General features: G+C 69.0%; 13 protein-coding genes and 2 pseudogenes. 8 read left to right on the top strand and 7 right to left on the bottom strand.

Translation table 11 applies throughout. The annotated features are described in order from the left end of the window. Positions 1-256: 256 nt before the first annotated feature. Positions 257-724 carry an RrF2 family transcriptional regulator gene (locus ACWY4P_RS03880; protein ID WP_456208680.1) on the bottom strand — a complete coding sequence of 156 codons (468 nt, stop codon included), beginning with the start codon at positions 722-724 and terminating at the stop codon, positions 257-259. 273 nt (positions 725-997) lie between these two features. Between ACWY4P_RS03880 and ACWY4P_RS03875 the strand changes: the two genes are divergently transcribed. Next, positions 998-2,164, top strand: a complete 1,167-nt coding sequence (locus ACWY4P_RS03875; RefSeq protein WP_456208679.1) for an NAD(P)/FAD-dependent oxidoreductase — start codon at positions 998-1,000, stop codon at positions 2,162-2,164. Between the two features lie 253 nt (positions 2,165-2,417). On the opposite strand, the gene ACWY4P_RS03870 is transcribed toward ACWY4P_RS03875, so the two are convergent. Then, positions 2,418-2,792 carry a winged helix-turn-helix transcriptional regulator gene (locus ACWY4P_RS03870; RefSeq protein WP_456208678.1) on the bottom strand — a complete coding sequence of 125 codons (375 nt, stop codon included), beginning with the start codon at positions 2,790-2,792 and terminating at the stop codon, positions 2,418-2,420. A 73-nt stretch (positions 2,793-2,865) separates the two neighbouring features. Between ACWY4P_RS03870 and ACWY4P_RS03865 the strand changes: the two genes are divergently transcribed. The 6 genes and pseudogenes from ACWY4P_RS03865 (at position 2,866) to ACWY4P_RS03840 (ending at position 7,192) form a co-directional block, all read left to right on the top strand. Beyond that, complete coding sequence (locus tag ACWY4P_RS03865; RefSeq protein ID WP_456208677.1) at positions 2,866-3,651, top strand: globin domain-containing protein; 786 nt, start codon at positions 2,866-2,868, stop codon at positions 3,649-3,651. Further along, complete coding sequence (locus tag ACWY4P_RS03860; RefSeq protein ID WP_456208676.1) at positions 3,648-4,829, top strand: low temperature requirement protein A; 1,182 nt, start codon at positions 3,648-3,650, stop codon at positions 4,827-4,829. Before ACWY4P_RS03865 ends, ACWY4P_RS03860 begins: the two co-directional genes overlap by 4 nt. Before the next feature lie 76 nt (positions 4,830-4,905). Next, positions 4,906-5,526, top strand: coding sequence for an L-threonylcarbamoyladenylate synthase (locus ACWY4P_RS03855; RefSeq protein WP_456208675.1), 621 nt, complete (start codon positions 4,906-4,908; stop codon positions 5,524-5,526). Positions 5,527-5,902: 376 nt separating this feature from the next. Continuing rightward, positions 5,903-6,166 (top strand): annotated as a pseudogene (locus ACWY4P_RS03850) (MMPL family transporter); the annotation flags it as partial. 17 nt (positions 6,167-6,183) lie between these two features. After that, positions 6,184-6,540, top strand: coding sequence for an ATP-binding protein (locus ACWY4P_RS03845; RefSeq protein WP_456212799.1), 357 nt, complete (start codon positions 6,184-6,186; stop codon positions 6,538-6,540). Beyond that, positions 6,537-7,192, top strand: a pseudogene (locus ACWY4P_RS03840) (response regulator). The gene ACWY4P_RS03845 and the pseudogene ACWY4P_RS03840 overlap by 4 nt, the downstream one beginning before the upstream one ends. Before the next feature lie 6 nt (positions 7,193-7,198). Here the strand turns inward: ACWY4P_RS03840 and ACWY4P_RS03835 are convergent. From ACWY4P_RS03835 to ACWY4P_RS03815, 5 genes are all read right to left on the bottom strand, one after another. Next, on the bottom strand, positions 7,199-9,013 hold the full coding sequence (locus ACWY4P_RS03835) for an ABC transporter ATP-binding protein (RefSeq protein WP_456208674.1): 1,815 nt from the start codon (positions 9,011-9,013) through the stop codon (positions 7,199-7,201). Positions 9,014-9,187: 174 nt separating this feature from the next. Continuing rightward, positions 9,188-9,505 carry a hypothetical protein gene (locus ACWY4P_RS03830; RefSeq protein WP_456208673.1) on the bottom strand — a complete coding sequence of 106 codons (318 nt, stop codon included), beginning with the start codon at positions 9,503-9,505 and terminating at the stop codon, positions 9,188-9,190. A gap of 192 nt (positions 9,506-9,697) precedes the next feature. Then, complete coding sequence (locus tag ACWY4P_RS03825; RefSeq protein ID WP_456212798.1) at positions 9,698-10,456, bottom strand: SDR family NAD(P)-dependent oxidoreductase; 759 nt, start codon at positions 10,454-10,456, stop codon at positions 9,698-9,700. 29 nt (positions 10,457-10,485) lie between these two features. Then, the gene (locus tag ACWY4P_RS03820; RefSeq protein ID WP_456208672.1) at positions 10,486-11,514 is read right to left on the bottom strand and encodes a phosphotransferase family protein; all 1,029 of its coding nucleotides are present in this window, start codon (positions 11,512-11,514) and stop codon (positions 10,486-10,488) included. After that, a complete protein-coding gene (locus ACWY4P_RS03815; RefSeq protein ID WP_456208671.1) occupies positions 11,511-12,713 on the bottom strand; it encodes an acyl-CoA dehydrogenase family protein in 1,203 nt (400 codons plus the stop codon). The genes ACWY4P_RS03820 and ACWY4P_RS03815 overlap by 4 nt, the downstream gene beginning before the upstream one ends. 133 nt (positions 12,714-12,846) lie before the next feature. On the opposite strand from ACWY4P_RS03815, the gene ACWY4P_RS03810 reads away from it, so the two are divergent. Continuing rightward, positions 12,847-13,533, top strand: coding sequence for a TetR/AcrR family transcriptional regulator (locus ACWY4P_RS03810; RefSeq protein ID WP_456208670.1), 687 nt, complete (start codon positions 12,847-12,849; stop codon positions 13,531-13,533). Positions 13,534-13,562: the final 29 nt, after the last annotated feature.

The raw sequence follows: 13,562 nt of genomic DNA, 5'->3' as shown, positions 1-13,562 counted from the left end.
GGCAAAGTGTGACAGGAAGGCCGGCGTGACGTGCGTCTCGTCTGTGTCGTCGAAGCGGTGCGACCCTGGGTGCAGGCGGGCAGCGGCGGTCGGTAGCGTGTGACAGTATGTTGCTTCCCACTGTATGGTCGCTGTGCGTTCCTCAATACATCGTGGCATGACCGCTCTGCACCCGTCATTGCGCCGATCCGCACGCTGAACACCGAACCGAGAGGAGGCGTGGCGCTGGATACGACTCGCTTGCCAGGTCGCACGCTCAGTCAAAAGCAGTTTGTACGACCTGGCGTATCATCGGAGTTTGGTCCAGCTCTGACCTGATATCGGCAAGCTTCTGGGCGGCCAGAGCCAGGCGCCATGCCTGTTCTGCGCGACGCATGGCTGTGTTGACGGCACAAGCGTCTGTAGGCGGCGGTGAAAGTTCGCCGATCTTGCCGTAGCAACGGATTTCTGTGCAGTGAAAGAGCTGCGTGTCCCCCTCGATGGCCTCGACCACGTCCAGCAGCGTGATGTCGCCGAGAGATCTCGCCAGGCGGAAACCTCCACGCGGCCCGGGAACAGAGATCACGAGCCCCGCTCTGGCGAGTTGCTGGAGCTGCTTGTTCAGGTAGGAAGCTGACAGGCCGTGAGCCTCGGCAAGCTGGCCGCTGCCCACGGGGCCGCCGCCGACCATGTCCAGGTTGAGCAGTGTGTGCAGTGCCCACTCAACACCCTTAGCCATTCGCATATCGCGGACATTACATGCCTGAGATCGACCCACGTGGAGACATCCGTGGTCGAGGACTCGGCCGTGGCTGAAGTGGACACACTGAAGCGGAAATCTTGACACTATATATCCAGGATATGTAGTGTCCTGAATTGTTGACGGTGGGTTTGCCGTTCGGGCGACCGCAGCAGGCGCGCCCGTCAGAGAGAGGCACCTTCCCGTCGTGTTGAAACGTGTTGAAAGAGGGAGAAGTTCATGAAGCATGTCCTGATCATCGGCGGGGGTTTCGCCGGCGTGTGGAGCGCCGCGGGAGCCGTTCGTGCCGCGCGTGAGGCAGCGACCGCCGGTGAGGACCTGCAGGTGACGTTGGTCAGCGGTGGCGACGACTTGGTTATTCGCCCGCGTCTGTACGAGGCTGACCCGGAGGGGATGCGGGTGCCTCTGGACCGCGTTCTCGGTCCCATCGGCGTACGCCGTGTTACGGCGACCGTCACCGGGATCGACACCGTGGCACGCACCGTCCGCGCCGTCGATCGGACCGGTGAGGAACTGGACCTGGCCTACGACAAGCTTGTCCTGGCCACGGGCAGTCAGGCGGTGCGCCCGGACTTCCCCGGCTCGCAGGACATCTTCGACATCGACACCCTGTCTGCGGCGGCCGCACTCGACATTCACCTGCGGCGGCTGCCCGAGCAGGCTCCGTCCCAGGGCCGGTACACGGCCGTCGTGGTCGGGGCCGGCTTCACTGGTCTGGAGATTGCCACCGCGCTGGGCGAGCGGCTTCGGGCAATCGCCGAACGACAGGGCGATGCCGACGACGTGCGGGTCGTTCTGGTCGACCGTGCCGACGTCGTCGGCCCGGAGCTCGGCACGGGCCCCCGCTCCACCATCGAGACTGCGATCGACGAACTGAAGGTCGAACGGCGCCTGGGGCGCACCGTGGCATCGGCGACCCGCAGGGACGTCACACTCTCGGACGGCGAAGTGATCCCCGCGGCAACCATCGTGTGGACGGCCGGTATGGCCGCGAGCCCCCTCACGGCACAGATCCCGGGCGAACGCGATCGGCTGGGGCGGCTGACTGTCGACACCTACCTCCGGGTGACCGGAGTCCCCGACGTGTACGCGGCCGGCGACACCGCACTCGCCCCCGCGGAAGAGGGGCACTCCACGCTGCAGAGCTGCCAGCACGCCCTGCCGATGGGGAAGTTCGCCGGCCATAACGTGGTGGCCGAGCTCCTCGGCAACGCTCTGCTGCCCTTCACGCCTGACCCCTACGTCACTTGCCTGGACCTCGGCCCTGTTGGAGCCGTTGTCACCCAGGGCTGGGACCGCAAGGTCGTGTCGACCGGGGAGGAAGCAAAGACCCTCAAGGAGAACATCAACACGCTGTGGATCTACCCGCCGATTGACGACCCGGAGGAGATCCTTGCCCAGGCGGGTCGCTTCTCCAACAGCTGACGGTCACGGACCGCGGACCTGTTGCGCCCACACTGTTCAGACAGTGTGGGTCTGTGTCGGGGGCGCTGCCGAGTCGATCGCCTCGTAGGATGTTGGGTCGGAGGCCGTTTCCGCGGGTAGCGGAGACGGCCTTCACCGTTTCCGGACCGTGCTCGGGTGTCCCGGCTGCACGGTGCCTGCCGCGTCAAGGCGAGGCAACGCCCTCGGTGCCCGCGTCCATGACCTGGCCGCGGGCACGGAATCGTTCAGCCGGTCACCCCGACGGCCCGGCGGGTGTCACGGGCTCGACGGGTTCGATGGCCACGCCGTGCCGGCCGGCCCGCTCGCATCCCCAGTCGTAAAGGGCCTGGAGTACGGGCGCGAGGCCGCGGCCCTCCTCGGTGAGCCGGTAGGACACCGGTGCCGGTGTGCCCGAGTGCACGGTCCGCTCCACCAGCCCGTCGCGTTCGAGCTCTCGCAACCGCTGGGTCAGCACCTTCTCGCTCACCTCCGGCATCCTGCGGCGCAGTTCCCCATAGCGGTGCACGCCCTCCTTGAGATGGGCCAGGATCACCGGTGTCCACCGTTTGCCGAGTACATCGACAGCGACCTCCACCGGGCAGTAATACCGCTTCCGGGCGATGCTCACGCCGTCTCCTCCCCGCTACGCACCACAAGGTTCGTTCTTGTCACCACATATACGCGGTGATCGACTGTGCCGCATGAGCATCGAGTACATCCGCTACCGGATACCCGAAGCGCAGGCCGCCGATTTCGAGGTGGCCTACCGCCGCGCGTCGGTACCGCTGGCGAGCGCCCCGCAGTGCGCCGACTACGAACTGACGCGCTGTGAGGAAGACCCGGAGTACTACATCCTGCGGATCACCTGGACCTCCACCGCCGACCATCTCGAGGGGTTCCGGGGCAGCGATGCGTTCCGCGCGTTCTTCGCCGAGATCAAGCCGTACGTGAGCGCCATCGAGGAGATGCGCCACTACCGGCCGACCGGGATCAAGGGCAGGGGCTCCGCGGCACCGACCCCGTACACCTGGGCGGGCGGAGCGAGTGCGCTCGAGCGGCTGTTCACCGCCTTCTACGCCCATGTGTCCGCCGATCCGGAGCTCGCACCGCTGTCCAAGGACATGGATCCGGCACACCCACACCATGTCGCGGCCTGGTTCGGCGAGGCGCTCGGCGGCCCGCCCGTCCACTCGGACAAGCACGGCGTTCAGACGCACATGTTCGGCCGCCATCTCGGCAAGGCCATCACCGAGCGGCAGCGACGCCGCTGGATGAACCTGCTGCTCGACACCGCGGACGAGGTCGGGCTGCCGGAAGACCCCGAGTTCCGCGCCACCATCGTAGGCTGCCTGGAGTGGGGCACCCGGATGGCGGTGCGGTTCTCCCGGCCCGGCGCCAGCACACCGGGCACGGACGAGCCGGTGCCGGTGCCGGTGTGGGACCGGGCTCTGCCGCCGTGGCAACCGCAGGCCGGCACCACGTCGTGACCACGCATGGTGAGAGATTCGCCGACGGGATGTTCCGGCGGCGTGGCCCACGGGGCACGCCGGTCACGCCGTTCGAGCTGTTCTTCGATCTGGTCTACGTCTTCGCGGTGACGCAACTCGCCCACGGGCTGGTGGCGCACTTCACGGTCAAAGGCGCAGCACAGACACTGCTTCTCCTGGCTGCGGTCTGGTGGGCGTGGATGTACACCAGTTGGACCACGAACTGGTTTCACCCCGACCATGTCGCGGTCCGGCTGACCCTGGTCGTTGTGATGCTGGCCAGCCTGGTCATGGCGGCCGCGATCCCGTCGGCGTTCGACGGGCGCGGACTGTGGTTCGCCGGCGCCTACGCCGTCATCCAGGTGGGCCGGTCGCTCTTCGTCGCGGCAGCCGCGAGGTCCCATCCCCTGGGGCCCACGTTCCAGCGCGTCCTGGCCTGGCACAGCTTCACCGCCGTGGTCTGGATCGTGGGGGGCCTCACCGTCGGACCGGCGAGAACCGTCCTGTGGCTGGCCGCGCTGGCCCTGGAGTACGCCGCGCCCTGGCACGGCTACACCACTCCGTTCCTCGGTCGCTCGCGCACCTCCGAGTGGACGATCGACGCCGAGCACATGGCCGAACGGTGTCAGCTGTTCATGATCATCGTGCTCGGCGAGTCGCTCCTGGTCGCCGGCGCCACGTTCAGCGACAGCCAGCCGTCGGCGGCGCGGGTGGCGGCGTTCCTCTCCGCCTTCACCGTTGCCGTCGCGTTGTGGTGGATCTACTTCCACCGGGCCGCCGATGCCGCCGGCGAACGGATCGCGGCATCCGATGATCCAGGACGGCTCGGTCGCTCCGCGTACACCTATCTGCACATCCCCATGATCGCGGGGGTCATCCTCACCGCCGTCGCCGTCGAGATCACCATCGCGCACCCCGACGGCCGGGTGACCGCGGGGACCGCGTGCGCGGTCCTGGGCGGGCCGGCGCTCTTCCTCACCGGACATCTGCTCTTCACCCGTGCCGTCTTCGGGCAGGTGCCGCGGTCACGGCTGCTCGCGATCGCGGGGCTCGCCGCGCTGAGCCTTGCAGCGGGCATCGCCACACCGCTGATGCTCATCGGTGGCGCGGCGACCGTCCTGCTGGGTTTGGCTGCCTGGGACGCGCGCGCCACGGGCGCCTTCGGCGGCGCCCAGTGACCGGGCCCTGCGGACGCTCCGGCAGGCGATGGTTCGGCGTCGGAGCAGGCGTCTCCTGATGACGTAGGCTCGGCAGATGGCGAAGTACTTCGACGTGCACCCCGAAAACCCTCAGCAGCGCACCATCAGCAATGTGACTGACCGGATCCGCTCCGGCGCGCTCGTCGCCTATCCGACGGACTCCTGCTTCGCGCTGGGATGCCAGATGGGCAATCGTGACGGGATCAGCCGGATCCGGTCGATCCGGAACCTGGACGACCGCCACCACTTCACCCTGGTGTGCCAGAACTTCGCACAGCTGGGTCAGTTCGTGCACATCGACAAAGACGTGTTCCGCGCGATCAAAGCAGCGACGCCCGGTAGCTACACCTTCATCCTCCCCGCAACGAAGGACGTGCCGCGCCAACTGCCGCACCCGAAGAAGAAGACGGTCGGAGTCCGGATTCCCGACCATGTCGTCACCCAGGCCTTGCTCGCCGACCTCGGTGAGCCACTGCTCTCCAGCACCCTGCTCCTGCCCGACGAGGACGAGCCGATGACACAGGGCTGGGAGATCAAGGAAAGGCTCGACCACGTGGTGGACGCCGTGGTCGACTCGGGAGACTGCGGCACCGAGCCGACCACGGTCATCGACTTTTCCAGCGGCGAAGCCGAGATCGTACGCCGAGGGGCGGGAGACACAGCGCGCTTCGAGTAGCCGGCCCGCGCTCGTGCGGCCGAGTGGCCGACCCTGGGGGCGCCTCAGGCCGCGCGGGGGAAGAGGCGCTCGACGGCGGTAACCAGGGCCGCGCGGCGGGCGGCGGTGGAGGGGGCCGCGGCCCGGTCCGCGGCGGCGCCGATCTCGGGCCGGCCCGCCCCTGCCGGACTCGGCGAGTTCCAGGCGGCCCCAGGTGATCAGCAGGGCTCCGAGGATGAGCTCCGAGGATGAGCTCCCTTCCTACTTTCGAACGACACGGCCGGTCGCGAAGTGTGTTCCTTCGGGCCCCGAAGTCGGCTGTGACCGTTCCTAGCGTGGTGCTCGGGCCGCAGCGGCCCCGTCCAGCACAGCCTCTCTCTTGCGTGGGAGTACTTCCGTGGCCACGTTCCTTTACCGGCTGGGCCGGCTCGCCTTCCGGCGACGACGGCTCTTCGTGATGGTGTGGATAGTCGTCCTGGCCGCCGTGGGGATCGGCGCGGCCACCGTGTCGGGCAAGACGACGGATGGCTTCACCCTGCCCGGCACGCAGTCGCAGCAGGCGATCGACCTGCTGCGGAAGGAGTTCCCGCAGGCTTCCGCCGATGGTGCCACGGCCCGGGTCGTGTTCGAGGCGCCGGGCGGGCGGAAGCTGACCTCCGGCAACCCCGCCGCCAGCACCTGACCGGCCTCGCCCAGGGGCTGCAACTCGCCGCCTACCGCATTGTTCAGGAAGCCCTCACCAACACCCTCAAGCACGCCGCCACCGACACCACGGTCACCGTCTCCGTCACAACCGACCGCGAACTGGTCCGCGTCATCGTCGAGGACACCGGCCCGCCGCACACCTCGAGAACAGACCGCGGAACCCATGGCAGCGGCCACGGCCTGGTCGGCATGCGCGAACGCGCCGCCCTCTACGACGGCAGCTTCGCCGCCGGCCCCAACACCCGCGGCGGCTGGACCGTCCGCGCCCTCCTCACCACCACCCCGCCCGACCCGGCGACCGCCACGACCACGGAGAACCACTCGGTATGACCACCGTGCTCATCGTCGACGACCAGGCCCTGCAACGCCTCGGCTTCGGCATGATCCTCGAACAGCACCCCGACATGACCGTCGTGGGGGAAGCCGCCCACGGCGCCGAGGCGGTCCGCAAGACCGCCGAACTGCGCCCCGACGTCGTCCTGATGGACGTCCGGATGCCCGGCATGGACGGCATCGAGGCCACCCGCCGCATCGTGGAGTCCGGCGGCCGCTCCCGCGTCCTGGTGCTGACCACCTTCGACCTGGACGAGCACGCCTACGACGCCCTGCGCGCCGGAGCCAGCGGCTTCCTGCTCAAACACGTGCAGCCGGAGGAACTGGTCGCCGGTATCCGCGCGGTGGCCGCCGGAGACGCCGTCATCTCCCCGGGCCTGACCCGCAAGCTCATCGACGCGTTCTCCGACCGCCTCCCCGGCCGGACCCCCGTACAGCGGCAACAACTGGCCACCCTCACCGACCGTGAACGCGAGGTCCTCACAGCCATCGCCACCGGTCTCAGCAACGCCGAGATCGCCGAGCGGCTCTCCGTCGCCGAGACCACCGTCAGTCCCACGTCAGCCGCATCCTCGCGAAGACAGGCGTCCGGGACCGGGTCCAGACGGTGATCTTCGCGTACGACACCGGACTGGTCCGTCCGGCATGAGACGCGTCAGCGCAGGTCGGCCCGTCCGGGACCGTCATCGAGGAAGCCGCCCGACTGGTGCTGCCACAGCTTCGCGTAGGCGCCGTCCGACGCGAGCAGTTCCTTGTGCGTGCCCTGCTCGACGATCCGTCCGCGGTCGAGGACGACCAGCTGGTCCATGGTGGCGACCGTGCTCAGTCGGTGTGCCACCACGAGCGCCGTCCGCCCGTCCATGAGTTGCCACAGCGCCTCCTGGACGAGGAGCTCGCTCTCGGAGTCCAGGGCACTGGTTGCCTCGTCGAGCAGCAGGATCGGCGCGTCGCGCAGTATCGCCCTGGCGAGAGCGACCCGCTGGCGCTGTCCGCCGGACAGCTTGACACCGCGCTCGCCCACCATGGTGTGGAAGCCGTCCGGCAGCGCATCGGCGAACTCGGTGACGTGCGCCGCCTCGGCCGCGCGGCGGATGTCGGCGTCGGTGGCGTCCGGCCGGGCGAACGCGATGTTGTCCCGCAGGGTGCGGTGGAACATCGCCGGGTCCTGCGGCACGTAGGCGATCAGGCTGCGTAAATCGGCCTGGCGCAGTCGGCTGATGTCCTGCCCCCCGATCAGGATCCGGCCGGCGTCGATGTCCGCCAACCGCAACAGCAGTTGGGTGAGGGTGGTCTTGCCCCCGCCGGACCGGCCGACGAGACCGATCTTCGCCCCGCTGCGCACAGCCAGGTCGAAGCCCTCGAAGAGTGGCTCGGCGCCCGCGTGGGCGAAGGTCACCTGCTCGAAGCGGACGTCGGTGGCCCGGGACTGCAGCGGCTCCGGCGACGCCGGGTCGAGCACGGTCGGCGGCGTCAGCAGCAGTTCGGTGAACTGCGCGGCCTCCGTCATCGAGCTCTCCAGGCGGCGGTAGATCTGGTTGAACTCGAACATGATCCGCGTCGCGTTGGTGTAGTACGTGAAGGCGACCACGACCGCCTCCACGCCGTGGCTGCCCCCGCCGAGCGCGACCGCGAGCAGCAGGCCCAGCGTGTTGGTCAGCACGGACATCGGCGCGACCAGTGTGTCGATGTGCAGGTTGCCGTAGTCCCACGACCTCAGCGAGAGCCGCCGTGACTCCGCGACGCGGGACCGATGCTCCGCGGCCTCCCGTTCCTCGGCGGCGAACGCCCGGACCGTATCCATGTTCATCAGGCTGTCGGCGACATGGCCCGCCACCCGGGCGATCGCCTCCTCGCGCTGGTCAACGAGGGCCTGGCGGCGGCGGATGAGGGGCGCCACACACAGCGCGGTCAGTGCGATCATCGCCAAGAGCCCGACAACGAGCAGCGGTTCGTAGTGCCACAGCACCACAGAGCCGAACAACAGTGGCACCAGGTTGCCCACGACCGAGAACGTCAGCGTGTCGATGAACTGTTCGAAGCGGGAGGCGAAGCTCAGGACCCGCTTGGTCAGCGACCCGGCGAAGTTGTCGTGGAAGAACGCGGCGTCCTTGGCGAACAGCTCGTCCATGCCGATGACGTACAGATGCTCGATCCCGTAAGCGTCAAGGCGGTTCAGACAGTGAAGGCCGATGCGCCACAGCGCCTCCGCCAGCAGCAGGACGCCGGCGAAGCCGAAGGCGTAGGGCAGCATCGAACCGATGGAGACATCGGCGTCGCCGGCGATTCGAGCGACGAGCTTCGCGACGATCAGCGGCGCGATGTAGTTGATGCCGATGTTGCCCAGCGCAGGCATGAGCATCGCGGGCACCGTCACCCGCCGGAGCCTGGCCAACTCCCGTCCGTAATAACGAAGTGCGAGGAGGACCGGGCCCCTGCCCGGCGGGACCTCGCGCGATTCAGGCGTTCCCATCCCACCCCTACGTTGTCGTGTGGCAGCCCATCACGTGCCACCGATGCGCGAGTACGGACAGGCAGGAACCGCAGTGTCCCGTGACGGGGCTCGCGGCGTCCAAGTGTTTTCATGCCGATCTTCGGACTCCGTCTTCCCGACGGGCTCGAACGGATATACCGGGAGGGCCTGCCGTCAGGTCGGCCGGCAGGACGCGCAGACGTGGCTGTCGATCGCGGCCGCCAGGTCGCGAGCCGCTGCCCGCACCGCGGGATCCTCTTCACGAGTCAGCACGTCCACCATGTTCCTGCCGTCCAGCACGGCTCGGTGAGCAGCGCGCTGCACCTCGATCTGCGGAGGGTTGGCATGTTCGAGGATCGCCAGCAGCAGTTCGATCACCCCGGGCCGGCTGGCGACGGCTTCGGTCACGGCCAGATCCCACAGGAACGGAACCGCCGCGACAGTCGCATCGAAGACAGCCAGCTCACCGAGCCACAGGCCGAGGTCACTCAACGCGGCAGCACTCGTCCTGGCGTCACCCCACGCTACCCGTGACAGTCGGCCTGGAACGTCCTCCGCGGATCCGTACGCATGCGTCAACTCATGCCACCGAACGCGGCCCATGCCCTTGAGTACCGTCCCCACCCAAACACTCCAGTCCTGCTGCCCGTCTCCCGCCCCCAGACAAGCACGATTCCTGCTCCGTCAGCGGGCCGTCCAGCCGCCGTCCACGTACAGCTCGGAGCCGGTGACGAAGCTCGCGTCCTGGGAGGCGAGGAACGCGACCGCCCCCGCGACCTCTTCCGGCCTGCCGAGCCGCCTCATGGGGGTGCCCTCGACCATCGCGGTGTGGCGGGGCGTTCCCTGCCACAGTTCGCGTGAGAGGGGTGTCTCGATGAAACCGGGATGGATCGAGTTGACGCGGACGCCGCGCGTGGCCCAGTGCAGGGCGGCGTTCTTCGTCATCAGCCGGACCGCTCCCTTCGCCGCGTGGTAGGAGAACTGGCTGCCGAAGCCGCCGACCGTACCGAAGATCGACGCGATGTTGACGATCGAGCCGCCACCGGTGCGTTCGATCGCGGGCCCACCGTGCTTCATGCCGAGCCAGACACCCCCTTGGGTCACCGCGATGACCTTGTCCCACGACTCCTGGGTCTCCGTCTCCACGGTGCGCATCTCGGCGATACCCGCGTTGTTGACGAGTACGGACAGGCCGCCCAGGTCGCGGACCACCCGCTCGACCGTGGCGCGCCACGCCTCCTCGTCGCTCACGTCCAGCGCGAGGCTCAGCGCCCGCGCTCCGTCGGCCGTGAGCTTTTCCGCCAGCTGGTCGCAGCGTCCGGCGTCCATGTCGGTCACCACCACGGTGGCGCCCTCGGCGGCCAGCCGCCGCGAGACGGCGGTTCCTATGCCGCCGGTCGCGCCGGTGATCAGGGCGATCTGTCCGGACAGCCGGTCTCGCACGGGCTTTCCTTCCTTGGGCGTGTCAGTGGTCATGGCAGCAACTCCAACCCCGAGCGCAGCAGCGCGGGCACCGCGGTGCCCACCCGTTCGAATCCGGTTCCGACCGTCTGTCCCGCGCGATAGCGGGCATGGATGCCCTCCGCGATGACGGCGAGCTTGAAACAGCCCAGCGCCTGGTAGTAGGGGAGGGCGCCGATGTCCCGTCCGGACTTCTCGGCGTATCGCCCGGCCAGCTCGCGGCCCGAGGGGAAACCGGGGTTGGCCGTCGGGACGTGGCGCGCCCCGAGGACCGGTTCGCATGTCCGATCCCAGTACGTGAGCAGCATCCCGAGGTCGGCGAGGGGATCGCCGAGCGTGGCCATCTCCCAGTCGACGACCGCGGCGATCCGGCCGAAGTCGCCGGGTGCCAGGATGACGTTGTCCAGGCGGTAGTCGCCGTGCACGACGGTTGGGGTGCCGCTCGTGGGCAGGGCGCGGGCCAGTCTGCCGTGCAGTTCGTCGAGGTCGGTCAGGGTCCGCGTGGCGACCTTGTCCCACTGCCCGCGCCATCGCCGCACCTGGCGCTCCAGATACCCGTCGGGCCGGCCGAAGTCACCGAGCCCGACGGCGGTGGCGTCCACCGAGTGCAGCGTGACCAGGGCGTCCACCAGCGCGTCGGCGGCGCGCCGGGCGTCGTCGGGCGGTAGGGCGGCGGCCTTGTCGCCGTCGCGCAGCACCGCGCCCTCCACGAAGCCGACGACGCTGAACGGCGCTCCGATCACCTCCGGGTCCGTGCACGACAGCACGGCCCGGGCGACCGGCACCCCGGTGCCGCCGAGCGCCGCGACGACGCGGTGTTCGCGGTCCATGTCATGCGCGGTCGGTGTCAGCATCCCCAGTGGCGGTCGGCGCAGCACCCACCGGCGCTTCCCGTCGGTCACCTCGTAGGTGAGATTGGAGCGCCCGCCGTCGAGGAGGGCGACCCTCAACGGGCCCGCGCACTCGGGTACGTGGCGCTCGAAGTAACGCCGCAGTGCGGCCACATCGACGCCGACGACCGTCGTCTCGGAGGTGTTCACCGCATGGCCCTCCGCTCCCGTGCCGCCCGCACCGCGCGCTTGGCGATGGCCCAGCGGTGCGTCTCGGAGGGGCCGTCGTAGATACGGAACGGGCGCACCTCCCGGTACAGCCGCGACAGCGGGGTGTCCGCCGAGATGCCGAGTGCACCGCATATCTGCACGGCCCGGTCGACCACCCGGTTCACCGCCTCGGAGACATATGTCTTGGCGATCGAGGTGTGCTGGGCGGCCGGGCGGCCCTGGTCCAGTTCCCAGCAGGCCCGCCACAGCACTGCCCGGCCGGTCTCGATGTCGATCTCGGAGTCGGCCAACTGCTGCTGAACCATGCCAAGTTCGGCCAGCGGCCTGCCGAAGGCCGAACGGTCCGCCGCGCGCTCCAGGGCGATGTCCTGCGCTCGCCGTGCCACTCCGAGCCAGCGCATGCAGTGGGTCATGCGCGCGGGCCCCAGGCGTACCTGGGCATACGCGAATCCCTGGTCCACCTCGCCCAGTACGGCGGTGTCCTTGACCTCGCAGCCCTCGAAGACGATCTCGCTGTGCCCGCCGAAGAGGCCTCGGTCCAGCGTGTCGATGTTCCGGACGATCTTCATGCCCGGGTTGTCGGCGTCGACGAGGAACATCGTCGCGCCGCCCGCGTCACCGGGGCCGCCGCTGGTGCGGGCCATGCAGATGGCGAAGGCCGCCCCGTCGGCGCCGCTGATGAACCACTTGCGGCCGTCGATCCGCCAGCCGCCATCGATCCTCGTCGCGGTCGTCGCCAGCGCACGCGGGTCGGAGCCGGCGCCCGGCGCCGGCTCGGTCATCGCGAAGCACGAGCGCACCTCACCGGCCGCCAGCGGGCGCAGATACCGCTCCTTCTGCTGGTCCGCGGCCACCACCTCGAGGAGATGTGTGTTGCCCTCGTCGGGCGCCGCGCAGTTGAGCGCGAGAGGCCCCAGCAGCGAGTACCCGGCCGCCTCGAACACCACTGCCTGCCCGCACAGGTCCAGTCCGAGCCCGCCCCACTCGGCGCCGACATGGGGGGCGAACACCCCCGCCTCGCGGGCCGCTTCCTGCAGCCGGCGGCGCAGCGGCTCCGGTCCGGCATGGACATCGCCGTCGCACGCCTGCTCCTCGGGTATCACCACATCCCGTACGAACTCGGTGGTGCGCCGCGCGATCCCGGCGACCCTCTCGTCGATCTCGAACCCGATGGACACGTTCACTCCCGAGCTTGGCTACTGGCCATTAGCCATCTCACGGGCGGAGGGGGCCGCGTGTCAAGAAGGCGGGCTATAGTAAGCGGCTCGAGGAAAGTGGACAGGCTAACTGGCAATAGCTTCAGGAGTTCGTATGAGCTCAGCCCAGGGCGGGGCGTACGAGCGGCCGCATCGGCCCGCGCGGCCGGAGGCCACCCCTACGGCCAACCGCCGCTCGGCCATCCGGCAGGCGGCGCTGCGGCTGTTCGCCGCGCAGGGCTACCGGTCCACCACCATGACCGACATCGGAGCCGCCGTCGGCATCCGCGGTCCGAGCCTCTACAAGCACGTGGCTTCCAAGCATGAGTTGCTGGCCGAGATCATGATCGGCACGATGGAGCAGCTCATCGCCGACAACATCGCGGCCGTCGCCGGCGCGGATGACGTACAGGAGCAGCTCCGCCGCTCCGTGGAGGCGCATATCCGCTACCACGCCCGCCACCGCTTGGAGGCCTTCATCGGCAACCGCGAGATCGGCAGCCTGGAACAGCCGGACCAGGACCGGGTCCTCGGCCGCCGCAGCGACTACGAGCGCCGCTTCCGTGAACTCATCGAGCGGGGCGCCGCCGAGGGGGCCTTCCGTGTGCAGTCGGCCAGGATCGCCTCGTACTCGATCCTCGACATGGGTATCGGCGTCTCCAGCTGGTTTCGTGAGGGCGCCGAGTTCACCGTCGATCAACTCGCCTACCAGTACGGCGACATCGCGCTCCGCATCGTGGGCGCGCGATCGCGCGGCGATGACTTTCCAGGTGGCAGGCGCGGTGCGCCCAGCCTCTCCTGAGTAAACCGAATCCGATTCAAATACTCAAG

This window comes from Streptomyces sp. LZ34, from assembly GCF_053890475.1.
The sequence above is the reverse complement of the archived record's forward strand: the minus strand, read 5'-3'. Positions and strand labels throughout refer to the sequence as shown.

Coding starts and splice junctions, on each gene's coding strand:
- ACWY4P_RS03835 (WP_456208674.1), bottom strand. CDS start 9,013: ATGGGAACGCCTGAATCGCGCGAGGTCCCGCCGGGCAGGGGCCCGGTC.
- ACWY4P_RS03855 (WP_456208675.1), top strand. CDS start 4,906: ATGGCGAAGTACTTCGACGTGCACCCCGAAAACCCTCAGCAGCGCACC.
- ACWY4P_RS03880 (WP_456208680.1), bottom strand. CDS start 724: ATGCGAATGGCTAAGGGTGTTGAGTGGGCACTGCACACACTGCTCAAC.
- ACWY4P_RS03810 (WP_456208670.1), top strand. CDS start 12,847: ATGAGCTCAGCCCAGGGCGGGGCGTACGAGCGGCCGCATCGGCCCGCG.
- ACWY4P_RS03865 (WP_456208677.1), top strand. CDS start 2,866: ATGAGCATCGAGTACATCCGCTACCGGATACCCGAAGCGCAGGCCGCC.